A 24,973-nucleotide genomic window follows, 5' to 3' on the forward strand; every position below is an offset into this window, starting at 1 on the left:
CAATTGTGATTAAAAAAATGCTATTTATCCTTCATAAATGCAGTGACCGCCTTTCCATCAGCAGCATTGAGTTTTACACCTAAAAATCTCGCAGCAGTAGGTGCTACATCTTCCAAACCAATGACATCTAAAGCCACTCCTTTGCGCACACCTGCACCGCTAATGATAAAACCAGTTTGAATTTCAGGAATATCAGGGAAGTACCCGTGGGCACCACCTTTTTTTGGACCTAAAATATCGCCGGAATCTTTATCCTGGATATAGACGCCTTTAACCGGAGCCAAAGCAAAACTTGCATGTGGATCGGCCCCGATTTTATCCAATTCTGCCCGCTCAACAATCCTGAAAAGCTTTTTGTATGCTTCCGGAATTTCATTCAGTTTTTTACGAACGTTCGCTAAGGTCTTTACATCTTTCGGATCTTTAAGATGAAAAAATGCCGCTCCTCCGGCAGCTTGAAATTTAGCCACAGGTTCTTCCTTACCTACTTTACTGTCAATTCCTATTTCTTTTAACCACACGTTAGGTGAAAGTACCCGATCAAGATCAACAAAACCATGGTCGCCAGTAACGATTACAGTAGTACTGTCTTCGATACCTGCTTTAACAAGTGCATCAAGAATGTTGGACACGGCATGATCGGCAGAGGCCAGCGCTTTCAGGACACCTGGTCCCGAACGTCCTTCTTTATGCTGTGCACCATCTACCCCAACAATGTGGATACTTAGAAATTCAGGTTTATATTTACGAATGATATAGGCTGCCATTCGGCTATTGTTCTCGTCCATGGTCAGGTATTCCAGGTTCAAATCGTTAATTTCTGCCTTACCTATCGCATAGGTCTCCATCTCCTCAAACAAGCCCTTAGGTGTAGCAAATTCAGCGATGGCACTTTTGCGATCTGACATATTGGTAGCCGACCAGATTTCGGGAAGGTTATAATCTATTGCTGCACCGACAGAAATCGGCCAGGAAATGGAAGCAGATTTTTTTCCTGCTTTTTTAACTGCCTGCCATAGTGTTTCGGCTTTTATTTTTTTACTGTCCGTAGTCCATTCATACACACCTTTATCATTGGGCATGGTGTTGTAGGTAATGCCATGTTTGGCAGGAAATGCTCCGGTAATCAGCGTAGTATGCGAAGGATAGGTTACACTTGGAAAAATACAGCGCACACCTTTGGCATAAGCCCCCTCACGCATCAACTGCTGTAAATTAGGCGTTGGCCAGCTTTTATCTAAATAGAAGTCCGGCCTAAAGCCGTCAATACTGATCAGGATTACATGTTTCGAAGACTGGGAAAATAAAATGGTTGGAAGGCATAAAATGGCAAGTACAACCAGATGTTTTATAGATTGAATAGTTTTCATTTGCTAATTTTTTAAAATTGTTATTTGATAAAAGGCACCACCTCAGGGGCGGTTTTGTTTTGAACAAGTATTTTATTCATGTCATGCTTCATGGTTACTACGCCTGAAGCGGTATTGATTTCAAAATCATCCATTTCACGATTTCTGGGAATGAACGACGGAATGATGGCCTGGGTATGTGCACCAGTCACATTCTTATTGCCCAGTTGTTCACGTTCTGATACCGGGAACCGGATACCGAGATCAGTCATACGGCGACCCTCGGCCATAAAAATTTCTTGTCTCAGCAGGTATACCAGGTATAAAAGACCGTCCTGTGTATTTGCAGCATCGATTTCTGCAGCTGTGACTTTAGTGCCGGAAACCTGGTATGCCGTGATATTGCCAGTCTGCCTGTTCAATATATACCCATCTTTCTCCGCGGATGCAGCATCAAATTTCACTTTCATAGCAGTTACAGGATACACCTTATTACCTCCATTTCGGGTCTCCGCTTTATCGCTCAGACTGGTGGTTGCCCTTTTAGAAACACACTCCGTCAGCATATTTTTCAAGGTAGTCCTGGCACCGCTCAAATCATTTGAAGAGACCATAGCCTCAGCGATGATCAGGTAAGCCTCTTCCGCTTTCGCGATTGCGATGGGCTTTTGGTCCAGCGCTGCAGTGGGATTGGTATTAAAGTATTTAGGATCCAGAAAATCGAGTCTCGGTAGCGGTGCAAAAGGGTTGGCACCACTTGTGGTAAAGATATTCGCCTGGAAACCGTTACCGGGCCCATTCGTTGTACCATACAATACTTGTCTGAGTAAAAGCGGATTCTGTATGGCCGTATTTGCCTCAGTACGGGCCTGAGTTGCATTTCCCAACCCATAATAAGCACGTGCGCGCAGCAGTGCACAAACCAGCCGGTCATTGCTTTCTGTAAATAAAGGCTGTGCATCATTTAACAGGGCTATCGCTGCGTTGAAGTGTGCTTCCGGTGAAAGTACTTCGCCCAAGGCTGTTGCAGGCATTCCCACAAAAAGCTCCGCAGCCAGCAGGTGTGCATAAGCCTTATACATCAGCAGTTCAGCGCGCTGTATGGGTTTAGATCCAGCATCAGCAGGCAATACTTTGGTTAGTCCATAATCACACATCTCCATGGTACGGTGAATCCCAGCCTGGATATTGGCGACATCCTGATCAAAGAAATTGATTTGAGGAATGTCAAATACCTTGCTGCTTGCCGTGTAGTTGTTGAAATAATTGTCAGATACCAGCTCTGTAAATTCGGTATTTGAGGCCACCATTAAGCTCATTTGGCGACGCATGCCATCTGTCCATTCAACGGCTGAGTTTCCTGAACCGATGAAGCGGTCTTCCTTAACATTTGGATTTTCAACTTCTACCAACTCGCAACTGCCCAGCATCAGCACCATGACCAATGCGGGATAAAACATATATTTTTTCATCTTAATGAACATTAGAAATTAACTTTAACAGAACCTAAAAATTGACGTGGAGCAGAATAAGTTGCATAAGAGACCCCACCTGTAGTTGCTCTACCTTGTCCTTGTGCACTGCCACTGGTGGTATTCTCCGGATCGAAAGCAGAAGAAGCAAAGTTTAGCGGATTGGTGATACTGAAACCCAGCGTTAGGTTTTTGATCGTTTTACCCAATTTAGGACCGCGAAAAAGATAGCTGGCACCGATGGTCCGCACTTTGATAAAATCTGTTTTCTCTACAAACATATTGGTAAAATTGAGCCAGTTGGTTCTTCCATTTTTATCGATTTCACCCTGAGGGATTCCTTCATTACCCGCAGCATAATTAAATCGAAACTGTTTATCCCAGTTGCTCGCATACGCACCCGATTGATAATCGGCATTGGCAAAGAGATTGAAATCTTTAAATTGCAGGTTAAGGCCCATACTACCGTATAGATCGGGAATGGTACTACCTAAAAATTGCAATGGTGTAGTAGAATCCATCACGCCATCTGCACCAAACGTACCGGTACCAGCACGAATAAATCCTACAGGATAGCCTTCCTGAACTACCGTCTGGATGGTACGCTCACTAAAACCGTTCAGGTTAAAGGGTGCGCTCCCCATGGCACTCAAGACCTTGTTATAAGCGGTATTTGCCGATACATTTATAGACAGAGAGAGGTCTTTGGTCTTTATAGGGGTAGCGTTCATGCTTAGCTCTACACCTCTGTTTAGTATTTTACCCACATTTCTGATGGTAGCAATCTCACCTGTAGAAGGTGTGGCAGGCACCGTGAACAAGGCATCTTTGGTGATGCTATGGTAAATTCCTGCAGTCAATATCAGTCGGTCCTGTAATAAACCGAGGTCCAGACCAAGCTCCAGCGTAGCCGTTTTCTCTGGTTTTAAATCCACTTTAGGTGTACCAAAAGAAGCACCCAATGCCCCCAGGTAACTTGCAAAATCTATCAGTCTCTCATTTCTGAACGGAGGAGGGAAATTTCCGGCCAAACCATAACTGCCTCTCAGCTTCGCTGATGAAATGAAGGGAAGTGCATCCTTAAAACCAGGCTCGGCAGTAGGAATGTAAGCGAAACCAGCTTTAGGGTAGTACTGCACGCCTACTTCCTTTCCGAAAGCCGTGTTTCCATCACCCCTTAAACCAAGGTCAATAAAGAACTTGTTTTTAAAACCCAAATTCTCCTGAATATAAAGTCCGTAATTGACAACTTCAGTCAGCACCTCATTAGAAGTTGTTGCGCCAACCTTACTGATGTCTCGCATACCATCTCTTACATTGGTACCATTGTAAGCTACCTGACGGTCCTCATTGCGAAAAAGTTGCCCACCGAAAGTTGTGATGAAAGAGAAATTCCCCAATTCAGCTTTGTGCTGACCATTCAATTCCATCGTTAGGCCCCAGTATTTTCTATCCGCATTGCTGATGCTTCCACCCGCAGTACTGATATTGCCGGTAGTATGTGTGATGTACTGGTTGGTTGTAATCACTTTATTTCTGGTGGTGCGGTAATCAATCCCGCCTACTGCTTTGATGACCAGGCTTTCCATCGGACGGTAATTGAAGGTCTGAGAGGTCTGAAAACGGTTGACCACGATCTCGTTGTCCTGTAAGCGTTCTGCTTCTCTTACATAATCTTTCAACTTCTGATAGTCTTCGTCGTTCAGGTCATCGATTAAAGGATTTTTGACTGGTCCGCTATTTTTAGAAGCGCCACTTTCCAGAAACCAAAGACCTGTGTAGCCACCTTGATTACCATTTCTGCTTCTTTTGAAACTGTTGTTCACGAACGTAAAACTGCTTTCGTAAGTGACCTGATCGCCAATATTGGCTCTAAACCCAGAGCGCATGTCGATCCGCTCATTGGCATTTTGTTTCATGATCTGCACACCAGAGCTGTTCATGTAACCACCGGTAAAGCTATAGCCAAGTCCACCTTTACTACCATTGATGCCGACATTGTATTTCTGGAAAGTTCCCCTTTCGAAAAGCATATCTTTTGTTCTCTTGAAATGTAAAAAATCATTTGTTGAGGCTTCAGGTCCGACTTCCACGTTTAACGTAATGGCTGTACGTTCAGAACCACCCTTTTTTGTGATGATCTGGATGACACCATTGGCAGCATCCGAACCGTATAAAGTTGTGGCTGCCCCGCCATTGATGTACTCAATTTTTTCAATATTATCCATCGGGATATCCGCCAAAGCGCTTACGCCCGCTCCTGAAGCAGAGCCGCCACCCAGGGTAGCGGGTGTATTGAGGTTGTCCATACGTACACCATCTACATACACCACGGGGGTCGAGTTCATAAATGCCGAAACCACCCCACGTGCACGAATGATTGAGGTAGAACCCGCTTGTCCGCCGGTTAACCTGATCTGCGCATTAGGCAGCTTAGACTGCAGCAACTGATCAATACGACTACCAGGTGTTTTCTCTATATCTGCACCACTAATGCTGACCACGTTGGTAGACAAACGGCGCTTACTCACATCAATACCCTGGCCAGTCACCACAACTTCATCCAGGCCGAGACGATCTTCCTCCAGTTGTACATTTTGTCTGATCGAAGTATTGGAACGTTCAATACTAAACTCCTGGGATTTATAACCAATATAGGAAACCACAAGTGTGAAACTAGCTCTATCTTCTTTAACAGAAAGGCTGTAAGAACCATCAATATCAGTTTGTGTACCAATCACTGTACCTTTTACCCTGATGCTCACACCAGGAATGGTCTCTCCGGTTCTTTTATCTTTGATGATACCCGAAACCACAGTGGGTATCAGATTTTTGACGGGGTTGATGATGATGTACTTATCACTGATTTGTTGCACCTCAATACTTGCCGGAGCCATGATCTCATTTAAGATTGCAGCAATGGATTTTTCCTTCGCATTAATGGTAATTTTCCTGCTTTGCATGGCTTCCATATTTTTGTAGCCGATCACAAAATTACTTTGCTTTTCAATCATGCCAATGACTTCCTTAACTGGCATTTCCCGGGCAAACAGGTTGATCTTTACCTCATGCATAGACTGTCCTGATATTGGGCCGGCATAGATGAGCACATTAGAAAAAAAGAGAAGGGCTATCGTTAACTTCATTTTTAGATTAATTAAGGACCATAGCGGGTATTTGCAACCCGGGTAAATTTTTTGCATATTTGATATGTTTTTGATGTTTTACGAAATTCATTGGAAATACGGCTGTGCTGCTTCAGCACTTCGTTTAAGACCGGAAATGTTGTCGCATTTCCGGTTTTTTTTATGCGTGTTTTTTACATGTTTTTATTTTTAATGGTGATCTGATTGTACTGATAAATAAACTGTCGGTCTGTTAGTCTGGTTAAAATCCGGAGCACGCTGTTTATCGATTCATGATTGAAACGAATGGTATACCGATCAACAGCATTCGATTTGCTCAAGTCATTCACTTTCAAATTGTAATGTCTTTTTAATTGTTCTGAGATATCCTTTATCGAAGCGTTATCGATGAATAACTTAGCATCCTTCCAGGATGTAATGGCCAAAGCATCTTCCGTATTGATTTCATATTTCCCTGTACTTTTATAAAAGCTTACTGTTTTATTCACCGTCATGTTTTTGGCAATTGGTCTGAACTGTTTTCCCTCAAGCTGGCTCACCATTACCCTACCTGTAAGTACTGCGACTTTAATCCTATCCCTTTCCGGGTAAGCGTTGATGTTAAAGGAAGTGCCCAAAACACTTGTCCTAAGTAATCCGGACTGCACCAAAAAAGGCCTGGTTTTATCTTTTGCTATTTTAAAGTAGGCTTCACCGCTTAATGATACCTTTCTATCTTTTTCTCCAAAGTCGGCAGCAATCAAAAGCTGACTACCGGCATTTAGCATCACGACAGAACCGTCGGTTAAAGTAATCTCTTTGCGCGCTCCGATGCCCGCAGCAATGCGCATTTCATGTGCTTTCATTGTGGCCTTTGGCATTTGGTTAGAAGACCATACCAGTGCCGTAGTCAATAAAATCAAACAGGCTGCGGCATAACTCAGGTATTTCCGCTGCGGCCTTTTTTTTCCAATATGCTTAAACAGGTATTCCTTTATGTGATGCTCAAGCTGGGAATCTGTAATCGGTTCCAGCCCGGAATTCGTTTCTTCCAGATCCAGGGCATCGTACCAGTAATCTATCGCCTCCGATTCAGACAAACTGGTCTGATGATTTACATACATTTTAAGGAATTTCTTAAGTTCCGCTTCTTTTTTATCTATTGACATCCTACACTACTTATCACAGCAAGGGGGCTCTAGTACTTTAATTTAGTGTTACTAAAACATCAATTAATGGTTGTTTGACATAGGTAATCGCTGCTATGATAAATAAGATGGTTGTGTCAGAATTGTATTTCCCTAATCGAAACCTGATCCTGTAAAGCACGGCCGAGATGTTATTTTTCACGGTCTGCTCTGAAACAGAAAGACTGGCTGCAATCTCTTTGATACTCATGTGCTGATCACGACTCAATTTATAAGGCAACAGCAAGCGATCGGGAAGCCCATTTAATTCCGCATCCACCACATGATTCAGTTCCTTGTACAAAACATCATCATCCGTTTTTTGTGCAGAAGGAAAAGAAAGTACCTGTTCCAGAAGATGCGCGCCGGTGATGGTAATTCCCGGGCGACTGAAATAGTTAATCGAAGCATATTTTGCCGACTTATAGACATAAGAAGAGAGGCTATTTTGTGCATCACAAGTTACGGTAAGTCTGTTTTTCCATAATCCTAAAAAAATATCCTGGATGATATCCTGTGCCTCTTCCCTATTTCTAATTTTCTTACAAACGTGCCTATACAGACCTTCCCAATATCTGTTCACCAATTCAGCAAATGCGATATGGTTGTCTTTTTTGACAAGTTCCAATAAATCGTTATCAGCTAGTTTTTTCATAACCCCGATGCAAAATTACGGCTGCACTATAAACTACATATTAAGTTTCTATGCGAAGTAATGCACAATCAAGGCCAGGCATGTATGATCTATGCTTTTATGCATCTTCATTAGGGTTCTGATATTTCCCGAATTTTAAAGAAGATGTCGTATCAAACAGGCAAGTAGTGTAGCCCTACACAATATCCCTGTAATAATCTAACAAACGGCGCTTCAGACTGCCCTCCTTAACAACGCCCTCCAGAACCTCAAACAGCAATTCTACCTGCTCCTTTTTCTTTATAAAAAGATGCTCAACTACATCATCCATAGTTTTTGGACGATCAAAAAAGCCATAAGCGATCAGCCCATCAATTACTTTTTTAAGATCAACCTGGTTACTTAGGCTCAAGACCACCTTATCTACCAATTCTCCCGGGCTTTGTTGCTCCATGTCATCCCTGGGAAGTAGGTCATGAACCGTACATTTTAATGCCTCCGCAAGTTTTGGATATTCATGCGGCGGATATTGACCCTGAGAAAGTGTACTTTCAACATGACTTACATAAGCCTCAGCGTGCTCCAGTAATAAAGATAACTGACTTGCAGATAACCCTAGAATCAGCCTCCTCAGCTTGACCTGGTTTATAATGGATAGAGAAAATTTCACGATTGTATTCATCACATCTATTGACCTTTTTGTTGAACAATATACGTTCCAAAACCACGCTTAGGAAATTTTATTTTTGTCAGCATTAGGTTTCAGAGCGCATCCGTTATCACCCGATTAAATGAAACGGACACGCTCATTTTCATTGCACTATACTTTAGAAATCAATTATTTAAAAGCATTTTCTTTAGTTCTTCAACTTCAACACCTTGTTTTACAACTAACCCATTTTGATCAATCAGGAAGGTTGAGGGTAATGTTTGTACCTGATAATCTAAAACTGCTTTAGATTGCATAGATGCTGAAATCAATTGCAGCCATGGAATCTGGTCAGATGCCACAGCTTTTTTCCATAGTTCTTTATTTTCATCCACAGAAATCGAAACCACGGCTATACCCTTACTTTTTAAATCGGCATATAATGGTGCAATATTTCTATTGGTTGCCCGGCATGGTGTACACCAGGATGCCCAAAAATCAATTAAAACGTATTTGTTGTTTTTCAACAACTGATCAAGTGAGATGGAGTCTCCCTTAATGGAAGGTAAAATAAATGATGGGGCTTTTTTCCCAAGCAAGGAACGACGTTCGTATACCAGAAGTTTGCGCTCAATTTCCTTAGACACATGGTTGGTTGATTTTGTGGCGAGAAACCAGGCACTCAGTGTTTTCAAATCTTTTTGCTGCCACAGATTGATATTCCGGTAGGTAATCCACTGGCTTAGCGAATTGGTTATGTTATTTTTGATAAAGGCCATTCTGGCTGACTGAACCTTTTCCGCGATCTCCTTATTTTCTCGTTCTGCGATTAGCTTTTCATCCAGATTTTTTGCTTTTGTATATTTGCTACCTGTCGCGGCCCATTCCTTTTCCAAAGGACTCATCACTTTCAAGTATTGTTCTAATTTGTTTTGCAAAACACCACCCTGAACAACTACCTGCGAATCGGCTTTTAATGCGATGGAACAAACACCCTTCTCCAATATGATGGTTTGATTGAAAAATGGTTTTCTGGCTTCCAGGGTAAAAACAGCTGGTAGAGAATCTGTAAGGTGCAACACGCATTTACGTTCATTATTCAAACTTCCAGTGTCTAAAAGGACCCTTTTAGGCCATTCCCTATACAGCTTCAATTTGGTTCCTGCCGGATGCAATGCCGAACTAAACTCAATGTTCATTTTCACTGATTGTGCTTTCACAGCCGAAATATGACATATGGCACTTGTGATGATGATCATCACAAGCACTGTTCTTTTTAAATAATAATTCATATTGCTACCTTGGATTCTGAAGGATTAATGGATTGACGTCGATAATTTTCGGAGCGATTTGCAGCAAATACCTGTCGCTGTTAGGCTCCAGCGTATAAGTCTGCCCGGCAACTTCACGGCTAATCGTTTTCTTAAAACGGTCATCACGGTTTAATCTTTTCAGATCAAACCATCTTATTCCTTTATAAAGTAATTCCCTTCTACGCTCTGCTAATACTTTAGCCAACGCATCATCGGCAGAAGAGGCTGTTAAAGCAACATAGTCTGCAGGTTTGAATCGTTTTGTTCGCAATGTATTTAGGATTGCAACGGCTCCGTCTTTATCATTTGCCCTGGCCAGACATTCTGCTTTAATCAACATCATTTCAGGTACTCCGATACTAAAATTTGGGGTGTTACCCAAAAAGTCGGGATTAACACTGGTACTTGCCGCTCCTGTCGAGGTTAAACGTGTGAAATTAAACACATATCGCAGATCTTTGGCATCTAAAACATTTAACAAATCCGAACTGGCCATAAAACGGCTAAGCACACTGGGATTTGCAGCTGTTTTGCAATAAACATTTTCTATATTATTTTGAGGCAAAGGGTAATTTGAGATGGTAGCAGCTGTCGGCTTTAGCGGGTTACTAAAGCTCAATAAATTCCAGTCAAACAAAGTACTTTTTTTAACCAGGACATCGTTAGCATATTTTTGCGCATTTACATAGTCACCCTTAAAAAGGTAAACCCTGGCCAGCAATGCCATGGATGCCAATTTACCAGGATGAATATAGTTCTTACCTGCATCAGGAAAACCTGCGATCGAAATGGCAGTTTGCAAATCGTTAATCACCTGATCGTAAACCTCCTGTACCGTTGCCCTTTTGGCCTTGGCTTCTAAATCCGCACGAAGCATAATGGGTACAGACAAATCAGTTGCTGCAGTTGCAGCTACATAATCTTTTCCATACAAATTAGCCAATGTAAACAGATAATAAGCTCTTTGTGTTAAACACTCACCTCTTAATCGGCTTCGATCTTCGTCGGTTCCCTGGGTTGCACTTTGCAGGTTATCAAGCACCAGGTTACAGATATAAATGTAATTGTAAGGCGCGTTCCATTCACTGTCGTCGTCTGTAGACAACAACAGCTCTTTTTGCCAGGTGTATGCCCTGGATTCACGGCTAGCAGTAGCCGCAGTGACCCTGCTGTTCAGCATGTCATCAGTCATGAATTCCGGATAAACATAACCCGATTGGCTAAGTATGATGTCGTTCATAAACTCTTCAAAATCGGCAAGAGTTTTTGGAACGATCTTTCCTTTTATCGGAGTCGCGTCCAGGTATTTTTTGCAGGAACCAAAACCAGTCAGGATAAGGGCCGCGATTATAATCAGTTTCAATTTCATGGGAATATCATTTAATTTTATCAGTTAAAAACCTGCGCGCAGGCTAATCGTTGTCACTTTGGCCAGAGGCAAGTAATACGCCCCGGTTTGTGGATCAACAGCTTCAGGATCTATGCCATATTTATTCTTTGTCCAGATGGCAATGTTGTTCATTTGGGCAGAAACAGATAAATTCTTGATTGGAGTTTTCTTTAATGCCGAGCCAGGGATTTTATATCCAACCTGAACTTCCCTCAGGCGTATGAAACTGCTGCTTTCTACGCTGTTATTGGAATACATCGCTGCGCGATCACGGCCATCATACAATAAGTTTGGAGAAGATTGGAAAGCTGCAATATCCGTACGCGCCTCATCACCTGGACTTTTCCACCTGTCAGCAACCTGGTAGTTAATCACAGGACTCCAGTTATAACCATTCATGGATGGCATTTCACGTCGGAAAACACCACCAAAATTATAGATGAGAACCGCGCTCGCGAAAACACCTTTGTAATTAAATACATTGGTAAATCCGCCTGTATATTTAGGCCTGTAAGAACCACTATATTCCAGCGAGCCTACAACAGGCACCAACACTTTATTCCCATTACCGTCATAAACCTGCGGATCGCCAATATTACTCAGTCCGGCCCATTTATAACTCCACAATGCTTCACGCGTATAGCCTTCTACGTAATAGGGTACTGTTCCGGTAACACGTCCGATCACAGGACTGCTTTCGGCAATTTTATTTTCGGTGATCTTATTGGTATTATACGCAAAATTGAATGTACTTGTCCAGGAGAAATCCCCAACTTGTAAAACCCTTCCGGTTAAGGCAATTTCCAATCCGGTATTGGTCATCTTTGCACCATTTAACTTTGTTGATGTAAACCCGATGGTTGGATCAAGTAATTGCGTACCTAATAAATCATAGCCATATTTTTTGTATAAATCTACACTCAGCTGGAACCTGTTTTTCAAAAAGGCGATGTCAGTCCCCAGATTATAGCTTTTTGTCCGCTCCCATCTCAACTTTGGATTATAAGGATTGTTGACATCAATCCTGGCCCGGTAATCATTGGTTGCTGACTGAAAAGCCCTGGTTGCAACCAGCAATGGCGTGGTTGAAGGGTCGTAATTTCCAGTTAAACCTACAGTAGCCCTCAGCTTTAACAAATTGATAAAATCAACATGGAAAAACTTTTCCTGCGAAATGTCCCATGAAGCACCAACTGACCATAATGGCGTACGCCTGTATTTCGGGTCTACACCAAATAAATTGGATTCATCAAAACGTAAACTTCCCGTTAAAGTATATTTATCATTATAAGTATAGGTACCTGTAGCATAATAAGAGAGTTCTCTTCTGTTGCTATAACTGAATTTATCATATGCGCTCGCATCATAAATCGTATTTGAGCCACTCTGACCAATTACACCATTTAAAAGTACAATCTGGTTGATGGGCGACCAGGATTGCAGGTCATCAATATAATTGTATTTGCGGTTGGTAAGCCCATTTGTTAAATATTGTTTAACCTCTGCACCTCCACTAAAATTCACAAAATGCCTGCTGCCAAATAAATTGCTGTAATTAAACTGCGACCGCAGTGAAGTGTTGTCATTTGTTGTCTCAGATAAATCCAGATAATTTCCTTTCGGAAGGTTAAATACGGCTTTTCCACTTCCGTCCAAACTGGCGTATTGATTTAGCAATGAACGGGCTGTATAGGAGTTTTCATTGACCAGATTGCGACCGGAAGTTTTCATCTTGTCATACAAAAAATAGGTATTAAAAGTTAAACCCTTAGCCAATGTGGCCTCCAACCCAAGTTTAGTCCTTAAACCGAAAATGCTATTCTCGTTATCTGCAAGTCTGGCGTCTTGTAATAAGTTTCTACCATTGTTATAATAGCCTTTCGCCATCAATGTTGCATTGGTGTTTTTATTGAAAGCATTATAGTTGTACACATAATTCCCATCCGCATCTAGCTGCATCTGATATGGTGCAAGGCCATATAGTTGTGATCTTAAATCTACGCCGATATCCTGATTGATAAATGATGCATTCAAATCCGCTACTGCGTGTAACCATGGTGTAATCTCGTAATCATTCCGCATGTTCATTTGCATAGAACGTGCTTCAGTTCCAATATAATTTGCCCTGTCATTGTCGTAGGACCCTGAAAACATGAAACGGTATTTGTTCGCTCCACCTGCCAGTGACAGGTAATAGTTCTGGCGTATGCCAGTACGCATTAAAAGTTCTTTGTTTTGCTGAAGATTGGATAAACCCGACAGCGAATCTTGTTTTCTGCTTAGGTCTGCAGCAGAAATTAAGCCTTGCTCTTTTTGTATGATGTAATCAAATGATGGAGAAAAACCACCTAATGTACCTTGAAAAAAGGATCCATTAAAATATCCCTTCTGATAGATCTCATTGTCTACCGCAATCATATCTGCCGACCCCGCGCGTTTGAGTTTACTAAAATCATTTTTTTGCGTCAGGTAAAGATTAGCAGAAAAATCAATCTTTAACGCACCTTGCTTTCCTCTTTTGGTGGTGATCACAAACACGCCGTTAGCAGCTCTTGCGCCCCAGATTGCTGAGGCAGAAGCATCCTTCAGGACATCGATTTTCTCTACGTCATTAAAGTTATCTGGCAACTGATTAACCGGAAAACCATCTACAATTATTAAAGGTGTATTCCGCTCACTCTGAATCGCACTTCCTCCCCTCACCTGAAAGTCTGACCCGATCTGGGTCCGAACGCCATTAACTGATCTGAAGCCATTGTAAACCGATAGTCCCGGAACTGCTCCTTCTAAAATGCGATCCAATGTCTGGCTGCTTCTACGCTCAATATCGGCTGTTGAAATGGTAGAATAACTACCGGTCGTATTCTTTTTGGCCAATGTCTGATAACCATTAGAAACCACCGTAACTTCTTTTAAAGTGTTCTCATCCTCCTTTAAATTGACATTCAGCAAAGCGTTACCGGCAACCTCAATTTCGCTGGTCTGATAACCAATGTAACTAACCAATAATTTTGGGTTTGCAGAACTCGTATTGATTCTAAAGTTACCTTTACTATCTGTGATGGCTGAATTATTTGATCCCTGCTCGTGAATCGTGATTCCTTCTACGTAAACCACCGCGCCAGCTTCAAGCAAACCGGCCCGGCCCCGCACCTCAGCAGATCCTTTAGGCGTTGTATTGCCAGCCGGCAGCTCCTTTTCCTTTTTACTTACCGCAATCATATTGCCGTTAGATTTAAAGACAAATTCATAATTGCTTGTCAGGTAAGCTAAAATTTCATTTAAAGCGCGCAGCTTTGAAGGCATGCTGATCAATTCCTTTTTATCGACAATTTCGGAAGAGTAATAAAAACGGATATTAAAAGCTTTTTCCAGTTTTGAAAAAGCTATAGTTACAGATTCCTGGTTAAACAGAATCTGTTTTTTTTCCTGTGCAAATGTGTTCATGAAAAACACCATAAACAAACAGCACATCAGTAGAATCCTACTTAAAGGTGTTTGAATTTGTGTGATCCATTTTAATCTAGTTAGGTTCATAAAATGTTGGTTGTTTAGTAAATAATAATATGGTTGGAGTCGATAAATTTGAATTGTTTATTTAAAGAGAAGCAGACCATCTCCATCACAGATTGTAAAGAATCCTGTCTGAATTTCCCATTAAAGGTCTCTTTCGCTACAGCGCCGTCTTCAGTGGTAATTTTCACATTGTAATAAATCTCTAACTGCAAAAGCACCTCTTTCATCGGTGCATCCTGGAAAATTACCTCCTGGATTTTCCATCTGCTGAAGTCTTTGTCCGAAAACTTTTGATGCGTTGGTAAGTGTTGGTTATCCTCCAGACTGATGCGTTCTTTAGGATTTAAAGTCGCAATCAGGCTCCATGAGTTGCCGTTTTTTTTCTCCACGGTAACCTTGCCTTCTTCCAGTTCTACCTTTAGTTTTTTCAGCGTATTGTTTGCTTCCAGTTTAAATGCTGTACCTACTGCCGTGGTTACATATTTACCAGTATAAACTTTAAAAGGATGGAGCTTATCTTTAGCTACCTTAAAATAGGCTGTACCGGACAGGTACATTTTCCGATCCAGCTGGCCGAAAGTGGAGTCGATCACTAATTTTGCACCCTTCTCCAGAATCACAAAACTACCATCCCACAAATTAATCGCTTTCCTTTCAGTTGCTCCTGCTTCATACCTGTATTCATGTGTAGCAAAACGGGCCAGTTCCGGCCTGGATGGTGGATTTTGAACTTGGTAATATAAAAAAGTTATCGATGCGAAAACGAACAATACCGCTGCAGTTGCAGCCACATATTTCCACAAAGATAGTGTACGTTTTTTCCTGTTTTTTCTTAAATGGTTTTTCAAAGCCGTAACCGCGCCCGGCTTCAACTGTTCTGCGAGTAGTAACAAATGCAGGTCCTTAATCAGGCCTTCGGCTTCCTGCATCACCGTTAATTTATCTGGATTTTTGATCGCATAATCCTTCCAGAAATCAACGTCCTGCTGATTTATCTCAAGACAATAATTGACAAAAGATTCGTTATTGATGAAATCGTCACTTGATGTAAACTCCATAGTGGTCTGCTCTTTTTAATACAGAGAACAAACCCAACTGAATTTACCACAGCCAAAGAAACTTTTTTTCATTTATTTCCGAACGGAGCTTAGTCATTCCCCGATGGAGCAAATTATATGTGGTACGAATGGTGGTGTTTTTTAAATGGGCAATTTCCTGTAAAGACTTATTTTGCAAAAAACGCAGCTCTACCACTTCTCTTTGCGCAGGGCTGAGTAAGGTTAAGGCTTTTTCAAGTTTGGAAAACTGCTCGGTAATGAGTTCGGCTTGTAAGAGTTCAGAATCATCTGTTTCTGCAAAATCGGCAAATTCAGAAGTCGATTCAATTTTTTTATATTTTTTCCATTGATAAACAAGTTGCCTGCGGAAAGACGTTAACAAATAGGCTTTGACATTGACATCAAGCGCAAGCTTATCCCGCCGTTCCCAGATGTAGATAAAAAAATCATGGAGCTGATCTTTCACAAAATCATGTTCCCCGCCTAGCCATTTACAACCCCAGACAAAAAAAGTATTGTAGTATCGCTCGTATAGATCGACAAACGATTGTTCGTTACCCGCACAAAATGATCTCCAAAGTTCAGCATCTGTATGGCTTATGTTCATTTGCCCATAAATTAACGGATAAGAATGATGCAAATATAAATATTCATTTTAATCCGTTCCTGATTTATATAAAAATGCGGAGATATCCTAAGAACTCCCTATATTTAAGTATTTAATCATCAACTATGAAAAAGATCTATACCCTATTCATCCTGGGCCTGATTTCCTTTAACGTCATGGCTCAAAGTGGAAATGCCTCAAAGCAGGACATCATTCAAAAAAGTAATGGCGAAGAAATGAAAGGAAAGGTCATTAAAGTTACCGACAGCGATGTGACTTTTGTTTATTCGGGAGAAACTGCACAGTACGTCATTAAGAAATCGGAGATTGCTAAAATTGTTCACGCAAGTGGCCGTGTAGAGAACATCGCTCAACAGAGTTTTCCTGCACAAAGCAGGCAACAGGATCAGATTAGTATGACCGCCTCACCTGCTGATCACCACAATAAAATTGCGATTTTACCTTTTACTTTTCTGATGGATAACCAGCCTGGTGCAGATGAAATCGGTTACAAGGCACAGGAAGATACTTATGGATTGCTATCGCAACATGCTGCCGGATATACCATCCTTGATCCAAGAACAACAAATGCACTTCTAAATAAAGCGGGAGTGACAAAGGATAAAATGATCACTTTCACCATGAAAGAGATTTGCGATATCTTAGGTGTGGAGTATGTAATAGATGGCTCAGTTACACAAAACAAAGGTTACCAAACCAGCTCTACCAGTGATGTTTCTAACACCAAAGTAAAACGTAATGATAACGATAAGGTAAAAGGTGTTTCTTCTTATGGTTCTACCAATAGCAATTCGGTGCAACGTTATGATGTATCCGTGAGTTTGCACATTTATATGGACAACAATGTGAGCATTTACAACCAATCTCATAAAGCTTTTTTCACAAATACCGACGGTTCATACAGCAGCCCGCTGGAGTACTTACTAAAAAGAAGCCCTTTGTATAGGAAATAATGATAAAAAAATAGTCTGACTGTAGCGTTTACCCGTTTGGTTACGTATTGGCTTTAACGAACCAAACTTAACATGAAAAACGATCTGAATTCCGCTTTTAAATCCTTAACTATTGTATTGACCATCGCCTTATTTTGCCTGGGCTGTAAAAAAAAAGAACGCTCCTCCACAGATTGGGCTGAGCTTGCTACCGCAAAGATGAGTGAGATCACCGCACTTACGGCCAACATTCCCTGCAGCCAGCAGGCTGATGTTTCCATTCAGGAGATACCTTTAGACTGTTCAACGAACTATTACCCCGTTAAAACATCCGACAAGTCAAAATTTGAAAAACTTAAAAAAGAATATCTTGATCTGTTAAGTGCGCAAAGTAAGGCCATGTACAACGAAGGTTACATCGTTGAACCTTGTTTTGAATCCATCTGGATCAGCGAGCAAGCCATACGATTAGAATGTAAATCGGGGGCCGTTCAGGTTATCACCTCTGCAAATCTGAGCATCGAAGAAGCCAAGCCGCTGGCTGCAAAAACCTATGAAGAAATTATGGCGATCGTAAATGCCCAAGTCTGCACCAATGCATCCGCATGGGGGTTTACACCTCTAATTAAAGACAGGCTGATGGATGTCGACTTTATTACTTATTTAGCTGTAGAGAACTACACTGCATTTAAGAAAAAGGTTTCATTGTACAACAGACTAAAAGCCAGGATTATCCAGGCAGAAGGTCCTGCTGATGTAGTCAAACCGCAAATGCAGGTAGAAAAAATAGAATGTGTGAATAACAAACCTGTTATTAAACTAATTAAGCTGTAATCATACTTCTTCGGCTGCTTCAATTATATTTAGGAGAATCATGGTATCCGGGACAAATTTGCCCCGGATACCAGCATTATAACCGCTGTATATATCGGTTCGGTGGATTAAAACATCACCTGTTACTCAAACCCTCAGACTTCAGCCAGTTTCCAATTTCCTGTAACACTTCTGGAGCAATGGTTTCTTTAAGGCTCGTGTATTCCTGCAGCTGGCAAGTGGTACAATGCTGGAGCAAATGATTTAAACCTGTGATTTCTTTCACAGTTACGTTTTTATTCCCTCCTGTTGCAGGAAGTTTTTTCCAGTTCTCGAGGTTAGGCTTAGACCTTACCATCAAGTCCTTATCTCCGTTGATGGCTAAAACCGGCACTTTTACTTTCGGTAAAAAAGCAACCGGGTCAAATTTTAAAAAATAACGATACCAGGGCTTTGTGGCATTCATCACATAACTGTAGATCGGGAAACGGAAATGATCAAACTCGATATTCAACGTTTTAAAATAGGCATCATCCTTTTTTTTCCATGTTGCATACGTATCATTCAACTTCTGCTCCATATTCGCAGAATCTGCATAATTAAAGGCCGTTTGAAACATCAGGTTATTGATCTCGTTTGATCGTTTCATATCGTAATCTTTCAATTGTGAAGCGGCGACGATATCCGCATTCTGACTTTTTAGAGAGCTCATGCCATTTACCGCAAGGCCCGATAAACTGATCAGAAAGGCTACGTCTTTAGATTGGGAGGCCGCAATTGCACTTGCAGCACCACCTTCGCTATGGCCTGCCAGCCCAATCTTCTTTAAGCGCAAATCCTTACGGGATTTCAGATAGGCAATTGCCGCCAGTGCATCATTGGCAAAATCAGCAGTCGTAGCCAGGTCATAATCGCCTGTGGTTTTTCCTACACCCCTGTCATCCATCCTGAGCACAGTCAGACCTTTGCTATTCAGGTATTCAGCCAATACTTTAAACCAGGGATGCCCTGCCATCGTACCATCCCGGTCCTGCCTTCCTCCTCCGGAAATCAAGACCACCGCATTATAGGTGTTTCCTTTTGCAGGCACAGAAACCGTAGCCCCAAAGGTAATACTGCCGTCCAAATTTTTAAACGATACATCTGTACTTTGGGCCATGGCTGTTTCCATTGAAAAAAAAGCCAGGATTATTAACCAAATTTTCTGCATTTCTAATCTCCCTTTCTTGCCAGTTCCACCATCATACTGATCTCATCTACAAGTTCGGAAGGACTCCCCATGTAACCAACTTCAGAAAAGCGCAGGCTACCATTTTTATCGATCACCATTTTGTGAGGAATAGGCCCGACACCAAAGCTTTTAGAAAACTTTGCGTCTGCATCAAACAACACATTAAAATCGAAATTGTGGTCTTTCAGATATTTGGTTACATAAGCCTCATAGTCCTTCATTTTTTCCTGGGTATCTACAAAATAGAATACCACATCTTTGTCATTCTTATACTTCTCTACAGCCATATTCATACCCGGAAAGGCCGCTTTACAAGGTGCACACCAGGAAGCCCAGAAATCAAGCACCACGACTTTTCCTTTCAAATCACTTAGTTTTACCATTTTTCCGCCCCGGTTGCTCTTCACACTAAATTCAGGTAAAGACTGTTTAATCATAGATTTTTTTACTTTGCTTTCCAGTGCAGCGTCCAGTGTCACATCTTTTAAAGATGCCAGGTAAGCCTCGTAACCAGCTTCACTTTGATGCAGGGCGATGTAGTTTTTCTTCAGCATTTCCAGCATTAAAGGCGTCACCTGGTTTTTCTTCATGCTGCGCTCCAGTACCAATTGCAACTTATCTTTTTGTCCGGTCCTTTCCAATAAAACAGAGGAGACCTCATTCAGCGGCGCATTGCCATATTCATATTTCTGCTGCGCAGCACCAGCAAAACCTAAAGCCTGTTCATCTTTATGTAAATGCATCAAGATATCTGCATATACCCCAGCGTTTCCCATATAAACATCCATAAAGCCATCTGGCTTTAAATCATTGAATTGAAGCAGTCTGCTCATCATCGGCCTTGCATACACATATGCCTCGGCAGCAGTAAAAGTTTTAAGTGATACATAGGGCACCTGCATGCATTTGTAAAAAATGTTTGCCAAACTCAGAAATGGTGTTTGTGCCACGTATTTTTTAAAGGTCACAGAATCCTTTTCTACCGAAGCAATGATGGCAATCGAACTGTAAAACTTAGCATAGTCTATCCGGTTCGCCTGATCAAAGGCACGGTCAGCTTGATCCATTGGGAAGCGTTCCAGGAAGCTGATGGTCATGGGCAATAACTTTTTGTAATCCCTTTCTGCACCCATCAATTTGACTGCTGCAAGTTTCTCCGCGTTTTTGCTTTTAATGGCGTTCGAATCGATGGCGGCAATAACTTTAGCCATGGAATCTGCGGATGTAGAATTTTCCAGAACTTCTGCATATACCCTTTTGATGTTATTCAACTCCTTTACGGTTAGATCAGGCAGATTTTTCATCGTTGCAATATCCTTCAGCGCAGCCTTTTTCGCTTGCTCAGGATTCACTTTTTTCAGTACCTTCAAGTGGGGATAAAAAATATCCCGCTTGCTAGATGGTGCATAGCGAAGCTGCTGCTCCATCCAGTAAACCACTACATCATCGCCAATCAGCAATTTATCTTTAGTAAAATCAGGAAACAGTTCCGGTACAGACGGGTTTCTCAAAAAAGCCCAGCCAGCATAAGATCCGGGAACATTTTTTCCATCTTTCCCAAAGAGCATCCAACCGTAAGCCATATTTTGCCCGATATCTGTTAGTTTTCCGCTTTTAAACTTGAAAGCAACAAAACTTGCATTTTGCGGTAAGCGATAGCTGGCATACCAAACGCTATCTTTTTTTTCCAATGTGATGTCGTTCTTTTGCCATTGGTAGTCGCAGAACTGGTAAACTGTAGCAGTAATGTTCTTTTTTCCTGCTAAGACTGTACCTTTTGGATTATAGGTAACGCCGATCTGTTCACCGGCAACAGGTTTTTCGGTACTGAGTTTAAAATTTTTGTCCTGTGCAAAAACGGACATCGTGGTAATTACAAGTGCCAGGGCACTTGTAATGATTAACTTTTTCATAGTTATGGGTATCTAAAATTTCGTAATAATTGTTTTCTTAAGACCTGCTTATCCGCCGCCTTTACTGGTCATGTCAACCACTTTACCAAAACCTTCAAATTTGTTGAGCAGTTCTGGAATTTTAGATCCCCCGCTAGGGTTAATTCCAAATTCATACACCCTGCCAACGTTACCGTCCCAGGTGGCAGCATACAACACCCATCCATCTGTAGTTTGCAAAGAGGTATTCGGTTTTGGTTTAAAAATCTTCATGCTGGTAATGGTCTCTCCTGCCGGAAAAGCATAGCCTTTAAAAGTTGGAATGGCTGTTGAAGAATCAAAGTTGTACACGTAAATGTCGTGGGCCGTGGCATAATAAACCACATTACCATACTCACTTGCCCTGAATATTGTCGCATTGGCAATATCAGGAAGCGCGGTCATGTCATACCTGGCAATCGCCATCAGTCCGTCATCTGCTTTGTTAAAATTAGTGACATATAACCAGCGTCCTGTTCCGGTAAGATCTTTGAAAAAGCTGAGCGTATAACTCTGAAAGCCCCTGTCCATATCAATCAGCGTTTTTCCGATATTGGTCAGATCAAATGGCTGTGTAGTAGCTGCCGGCGCTCTGAACTCGGCCATCACATTGGAGCTGACCGGATGGATAAACTTCAATTTCTGATCATCATAAACAGCACCAATGATACTGCTTGATGATGCTTCCGCTATGAAAGGTGCCAGCGAATAGCTTCCGGTAACTGCACCAGGGAAGATGTTACCCAATGGATCAGTCGAATTGATAAAATGCATTTTTTTATCATTGATGACCATGTCGTTGAAACTTGTTGAACTCAATACAAATGCCTGCGGATTGATCACTGTTCCCGGGCGTAAAAAGATTCCGGCATTTTCACGCATATAGGTGAAGTCAACCCCACTCACCCGTGTTAAATGCGTAGAAGTACCAATAGTCACCCAGTTTTCTGTTGGTGCCCTTCTGGACGAAGCGATAAACCTTGGTTCGCCAGTGATCGCTTGCCCCTGTGCCTGCGAATAGATATTTTTAATCCATTGATTGGCAGTCACGGTAGGTACCGCATTTTTTGTCAGCAAAAAGTCGACATCACTGGTATTGTTCCTGGTGTGTAATACCAATAAACCATAACCTATATTGATGTTTGCGGTCACGTTCAGGTTAAACTGGATGTTAGATTTCAGATTCGTTTTGGGATCTGTGACAATCAATTCCAGTTTATAGGGGCCTATCGGATTTCCAATGGCCGCATTTAGTTTTCTGTTTGTCGAAATCAACTGGGAAACCGGAACTTCAGTTGTGGTTCCTACAATCACTTTATAGAGGAGCCATTGGTAAGTAAGCCTGGCCGTATCCGCAACTGGAAAGCTAATTCCCGGTTCAATTTTTATGGTTGAATATCTGGGTACTGTATAAGTGCCTGCGACACGAGTGGTATCAATCATCGGTACCCCCGTATTTACGTAGCTGTAATTCCCAAGGTCTTTTTTACAGGCAAAGGTCATCAACACCAATAAGCCGATCAGGGCAGCATTGGTATAATTATATATCTTATTTTTCATCCTTTTCTATCTAGTACTTTAATTAGGAAATGTAACGAGCAGCCCATTTTCGTCTGTCAGCGGTGTAGCATGCGTATTATTGTATGCAACTAATGCCTCCTTCATCCTGTTTTTCAGGTCTGTCATCATGGCAAAGGAGTATTCTCCCGGAGCCAAAGGCACACGTGCGCTCTGCTGTAGTGCAAAATCGCTTACTCCAAGTATGTCAATAATAAAACGATATTTTGCAGTACTATAAGTACCGAAAAAGTTAATCAGGCCTAGTCCGCCTTCCCAATTGGCCGGCTTCACCAGATTGTCACTCCACAGGACCGTAAAGAAATTATCTTCTACTACCCCAGGCTTAAAATCGCTGGTTTCTGCGATGCTTAAATTGAGCTGAACAGTTTTGGTTTTGATGTCACTGGTACGATACAACAATACGTACAAATAGCCTTCAACTGCTCCGGCTTTCACGATACCATTAATGAAATCAAAATTTGTTCCTTCGACAGCAGTACTGCCCTCTGCAATCATTTTACCCCGCACTACACGATCATAATCTTTAGGAAAGCCCATCGTTTTCACCTTGATCTTTACCGTATCCATGAGAATGCTGGATGGTACTTTCAGGAAAGAATAAGACTTATTGGTGATCCTCGTTTTAAGCAGATCGGTTGCCCGTTCAAAAAAGTAAACCTGTGGACTGTCGACATAAGGTTCAAGGCTTTTATTGCAGGCGAATAATGCCATGGTCAGCAATGCAAACAGTACATATTTTGGAGTTAAGTTCTTCATGATTTTAAAATTAGTTACCATATTTCAATTCATCTTCAGGCAAAGGAAGCACGTAGATCGCGTTGCTACCTACTACCGCGGTATACGCTATAGTTGGAGAATTCACCCGCTTGTAATAATAGAACAGCTGACCTTCAGCTATAAATTCGCGACGGTATTCTCTGTAGATCTGGTTTTGTAACTCCTGATTGCTCGTGGTAACGGCAACGTCAGCAGTCTGATTTCTCGCCCTTCTTACAGCGTTCAGATAAGCGACAGCCCTGGTTTTATCTACGCCGATCAGACATTCTGAAGCGATGTAATACATTTCAGAAACCCGGATGACCGGCATTTTGTACATGAAATTTATAAATGAATTGGCTACAGGCGTATATTTCGTGCTGTATCTGTAAACACCACCTGGATTTTCTGATAAATAGAGAAAACGGTAATCTGAACCGATGCCATCAAAATCTGCTGCATATTCTGCCGATAATTTAGCAAGGCGATTGGTTTCCGTACCAAAGTAGCTGGCTGTATACGTATGCAGGTCATTGATGTTTAGCGAAAATATGAGTTCAGAATTGTATACCCGATCCTGCCCGGTTGTGATGTTCGCAACAGCAGCAAAAGGAAATACTTTGGAATTGATCACTTCTTCTGCGCACTTTAGGGCATTTACCAGATCACCCGCGTACAGATAAACCCTGGCCTGCAAAGCCTTAACCGCATAATAATTGAATTTATAACTCCGGTCTCTTAAATAATTGTTTGTAACCGTATTTCCGGGTACAATCGGATCTGAAGTTTTGAGCAATGCTTCTGCCGCATTCAGGTCGGCAATGACTTTCCCAATCACATCTTTTACACTTGTTCTCGGCGTATTCTGCGTTACAAACTTTGTTACATAAGGAATGGCTAGCGCATCCATCCCACCAGCAGAAGCAGGTGCAGGCGCATACAAGCGCAACAAATCAAAATGCATAAATGCCCTCAATCCAAGCGCTTCTCCTTTGATGACATTGTAGTTGGGACCGGTAAAAGCCGGTAAATCTGTCCTATCCAGATTCTCGATCAGGTTATTGGCATTGGCAATACCATTATACATGTCTTTCCAAACCGCAACCGTTCTGGTTTTGACACTGTCCAGCGCATAATTATAGGTATTGAAATTGGTGTAAAAACCGGTAATCTGGCTGTACTGGCGACCAAGCACATCGATCATTCCAAAGGTAAGTTCCTTTCCGTACAAGCTTTTAGCGGTCAGCTTCACATAAACCCCGGTCAGCGCATTCTGATAACCACTCTCATCCTTAAATGCTACGTCAGATTCTACCTGGGTTTTAGGTTTAACATCCAGGAATTTTTTGCAAGCGCCCAGATGCAGGGCCAGCATTGCAATAACGATATAATAGATTCTCTTCATGTG

At 41.8% G+C, this 24,973-nt stretch carries 18 protein-coding genes; 2 read left to right on the top strand and 16 right to left on the bottom strand.

Going from position 1 to position 24,973, the window contains the following annotated elements; all coding sequences use genetic code 11:
* Positions 1 to 20: 20 nt before the first annotated feature.
* The 11 genes from IM797_RS04700 to IM797_RS04750 all read right to left on the bottom strand — a co-directional run bounded on the left by IM797_RS04700 (position 21) and on the right by IM797_RS04750 (position 16,300).
* Positions 21 to 1,370 carry an alkaline phosphatase family protein gene (locus IM797_RS04700; protein WP_194125918.1) on the bottom strand — a complete coding sequence of 450 codons (1,350 nt, stop codon included), beginning with the start codon at positions 1,368 to 1,370 and terminating at the stop codon, positions 21 to 23.
* Positions 1,371 to 1,390: 20 nt separating this feature from the next.
* Positions 1,391 to 2,821, bottom strand: a complete 1,431-nt coding sequence (locus IM797_RS04705) for a tetratricopeptide repeat protein (protein ID WP_194125919.1) — start codon at positions 2,819 to 2,821, stop codon at positions 1,391 to 1,393.
* A gap of 11 nt (positions 2,822 to 2,832) precedes the next feature.
* The gene (locus tag IM797_RS04710; protein ID WP_228098712.1) at positions 2,833 to 5,967 is read right to left on the bottom strand and encodes a TonB-dependent receptor domain-containing protein; all 3,135 of its coding nucleotides are present in this window, start codon (positions 5,965 to 5,967) and stop codon (positions 2,833 to 2,835) included.
* 173 nt (positions 5,968 to 6,140) lie between these two features.
* Positions 6,141 to 7,115 carry a FecR family protein gene (locus IM797_RS04715; RefSeq protein WP_194125921.1) on the bottom strand — a complete coding sequence of 325 codons (975 nt, stop codon included), beginning with the start codon at positions 7,113 to 7,115 and terminating at the stop codon, positions 6,141 to 6,143.
* Between the two features lie 37 nt (positions 7,116 to 7,152).
* Positions 7,153 to 7,788, bottom strand: a complete 636-nt coding sequence (locus tag IM797_RS04720; protein ID WP_194125922.1) for an RNA polymerase sigma factor — start codon at positions 7,786 to 7,788, stop codon at positions 7,153 to 7,155.
* Between the two features lie 175 nt (positions 7,789 to 7,963).
* The gene (locus tag IM797_RS04725) at positions 7,964 to 8,449 is read right to left on the bottom strand and encodes a hypothetical protein (RefSeq protein ID WP_194125923.1); all 486 of its coding nucleotides are present in this window, start codon (positions 8,447 to 8,449) and stop codon (positions 7,964 to 7,966) included.
* Positions 8,450 to 8,601: 152 nt separating this feature from the next.
* Positions 8,602 to 9,708 carry a TlpA disulfide reductase family protein gene (locus IM797_RS04730; RefSeq protein WP_194125924.1) on the bottom strand — a complete coding sequence of 369 codons (1,107 nt, stop codon included), beginning with the start codon at positions 9,706 to 9,708 and terminating at the stop codon, positions 8,602 to 8,604.
* Positions 9,709 to 9,712: 4 nt separating this feature from the next.
* Entirely contained in the window at positions 9,713 to 11,098 is a 1,386-nt protein-coding gene (locus IM797_RS04735) for a RagB/SusD family nutrient uptake outer membrane protein (RefSeq protein ID WP_194125925.1), read from the bottom strand.
* Positions 11,099 to 11,122: 24 nt separating this feature from the next.
* Complete coding sequence (locus tag IM797_RS04740; protein WP_194125926.1) at positions 11,123 to 14,566, bottom strand: SusC/RagA family TonB-linked outer membrane protein; 3,444 nt, start codon at positions 14,564 to 14,566, stop codon at positions 11,123 to 11,125.
* A gap of 104 nt (positions 14,567 to 14,670) precedes the next feature.
* On the bottom strand, positions 14,671 to 15,693 hold the full coding sequence (locus IM797_RS04745) for a FecR family protein (RefSeq protein ID WP_194125927.1): 1,023 nt from the start codon (positions 15,691 to 15,693) through the stop codon (positions 14,671 to 14,673).
* Positions 15,694 to 15,736: 43 nt separating this feature from the next.
* Entirely contained in the window at positions 15,737 to 16,300 is a 564-nt protein-coding gene (locus tag IM797_RS04750; RefSeq protein WP_194125928.1) for an RNA polymerase sigma factor, read from the bottom strand.
* A 125-nt stretch (positions 16,301 to 16,425) separates the two neighbouring features.
* On the opposite strand from IM797_RS04750, the gene IM797_RS04755 reads away from it, so the two are divergent.
* Both IM797_RS04755 and IM797_RS04760 read left to right on the top strand, forming a co-directional pair.
* Positions 16,426 to 17,274, top strand: a complete 849-nt coding sequence (locus tag IM797_RS04755; protein WP_194125929.1) for a hypothetical protein — start codon at positions 16,426 to 16,428, stop codon at positions 17,272 to 17,274.
* Positions 17,275 to 17,346: 72 nt separating this feature from the next.
* Positions 17,347 to 18,087: a hypothetical protein gene (locus IM797_RS04760; RefSeq protein WP_194125930.1), complete on the top strand. Its 741-nt coding sequence runs from the start codon at positions 17,347 to 17,349 to the stop codon at positions 18,085 to 18,087.
* Between the two features lie 115 nt (positions 18,088 to 18,202).
* Here IM797_RS04760 and IM797_RS04765 read toward each other — a convergent pair whose 3' ends face one another.
* Genes IM797_RS04765 through IM797_RS04785 form a run of 5 tightly spaced genes read right to left on the bottom strand, consistent with a single transcriptional unit; the run spans position 18,203 to position 24,970 of the window.
* Complete coding sequence (locus tag IM797_RS04765) at positions 18,203 to 19,237, bottom strand: S9 family peptidase (RefSeq protein WP_228098713.1); 1,035 nt, start codon at positions 19,235 to 19,237, stop codon at positions 18,203 to 18,205.
* 41 nt (positions 19,238 to 19,278) lie between these two features.
* Positions 19,279 to 21,210: a TlpA disulfide reductase family protein gene (locus IM797_RS04770; RefSeq protein WP_194125932.1), complete on the bottom strand. Its 1,932-nt coding sequence runs from the start codon at positions 21,208 to 21,210 to the stop codon at positions 19,279 to 19,281.
* Positions 21,211 to 21,258: 48 nt separating this feature from the next.
* Complete coding sequence (locus IM797_RS04775) at positions 21,259 to 22,788, bottom strand: PKD-like family lipoprotein (RefSeq protein WP_194125933.1); 1,530 nt, start codon at positions 22,786 to 22,788, stop codon at positions 21,259 to 21,261.
* Between the two features lie 18 nt (positions 22,789 to 22,806).
* Positions 22,807 to 23,565 (bottom strand): DUF4843 domain-containing protein, encoded by a 759-nt coding sequence (locus IM797_RS04780; RefSeq protein WP_194125934.1) that lies wholly within the window; start codon positions 23,563 to 23,565, stop codon positions 22,807 to 22,809.
* 10 nt (positions 23,566 to 23,575) lie between these two features.
* The gene (locus tag IM797_RS04785) at positions 23,576 to 24,970 is read right to left on the bottom strand and encodes a RagB/SusD family nutrient uptake outer membrane protein (RefSeq protein ID WP_194125935.1); all 1,395 of its coding nucleotides are present in this window, start codon (positions 24,968 to 24,970) and stop codon (positions 23,576 to 23,578) included.
* Positions 24,971 to 24,973 lie beyond the last annotated feature (3 nt).

Source organism: Pedobacter sp. MC2016-24 (genome assembly GCF_015223055.1).
Classification (GTDB): Bacteria; Bacteroidota; Bacteroidia; order Sphingobacteriales; family Sphingobacteriaceae; genus Pedobacter.

Bases quoted from the DNA above. Each gene is read 5' to 3' on its own strand.
- IM797_RS04705 (WP_194125919.1), bottom strand. From the start codon at position 2,821: ATGAAAAAATATATGTTTTATCCCGCATTGGTCATGGTGCTGATGCTG.
- IM797_RS04785 (WP_194125935.1), bottom strand. From the start codon at position 24,970: ATGAAGAGAATCTATTATATCGTTATTGCAATGCTGGCCCTGCATCTG.
- IM797_RS04775 (WP_194125933.1), bottom strand. From the start codon at position 22,788: ATGAAAAATAAGATATATAATTATACCAATGCTGCCCTGATCGGCTTA.
- IM797_RS04715 (WP_194125921.1), bottom strand. From the start codon at position 7,115: ATGTCAATAGATAAAAAAGAAGCGGAACTTAAGAAATTCCTTAAAATG.
- IM797_RS04740 (WP_194125926.1), bottom strand. From the start codon at position 14,566: ATGAACACATTTGCACAGGAAAAAAAACAGATTCTGTTTAACCAGGAA.
- IM797_RS04730 (WP_194125924.1), bottom strand. From the start codon at position 9,708: ATGAATTATTATTTAAAAAGAACAGTGCTTGTGATGATCATCATCACA.
- IM797_RS04700 (WP_194125918.1), bottom strand. From the start codon at position 1,370: ATGAAAACTATTCAATCTATAAAACATCTGGTTGTACTTGCCATTTTA.
- IM797_RS04745 (WP_194125927.1), bottom strand. From the start codon at position 15,693: ATGGAGTTTACATCAAGTGACGATTTCATCAATAACGAATCTTTTGTC.
- IM797_RS04760 (WP_194125930.1), top strand. From the start codon at position 17,347: ATGAAAAACGATCTGAATTCCGCTTTTAAATCCTTAACTATTGTATTG.
- IM797_RS04755 (WP_194125929.1), top strand. From the start codon at position 16,426: ATGAAAAAGATCTATACCCTATTCATCCTGGGCCTGATTTCCTTTAAC.
- IM797_RS04720 (WP_194125922.1), bottom strand. From the start codon at position 7,788: ATGAAAAAACTAGCTGATAACGATTTATTGGAACTTGTCAAAAAAGAC.
- IM797_RS04735 (WP_194125925.1), bottom strand. From the start codon at position 11,098: ATGAAATTGAAACTGATTATAATCGCGGCCCTTATCCTGACTGGTTTT.
- IM797_RS04710 (WP_228098712.1), bottom strand. From the start codon at position 5,967: ATGAAGTTAACGATAGCCCTTCTCTTTTTTTCTAATGTGCTCATCTAT.
- IM797_RS04780 (WP_194125934.1), bottom strand. From the start codon at position 23,565: ATGAAGAACTTAACTCCAAAATATGTACTGTTTGCATTGCTGACCATG.
- IM797_RS04765 (WP_228098713.1), bottom strand. From the start codon at position 19,237: ATGGAAACAGCCATGGCCCAAAGTACAGATGTATCGTTTAAAAATTTG.
- IM797_RS04750 (WP_194125928.1), bottom strand. From the start codon at position 16,300: ATGAACATAAGCCATACAGATGCTGAACTTTGGAGATCATTTTGTGCG.
- IM797_RS04770 (WP_194125932.1), bottom strand. From the start codon at position 21,210: ATGAAAAAGTTAATCATTACAAGTGCCCTGGCACTTGTAATTACCACG.
- IM797_RS04725 (WP_194125923.1), bottom strand. From the start codon at position 8,449: ATGAATACAATCGTGAAATTTTCTCTATCCATTATAAACCAGGTCAAG.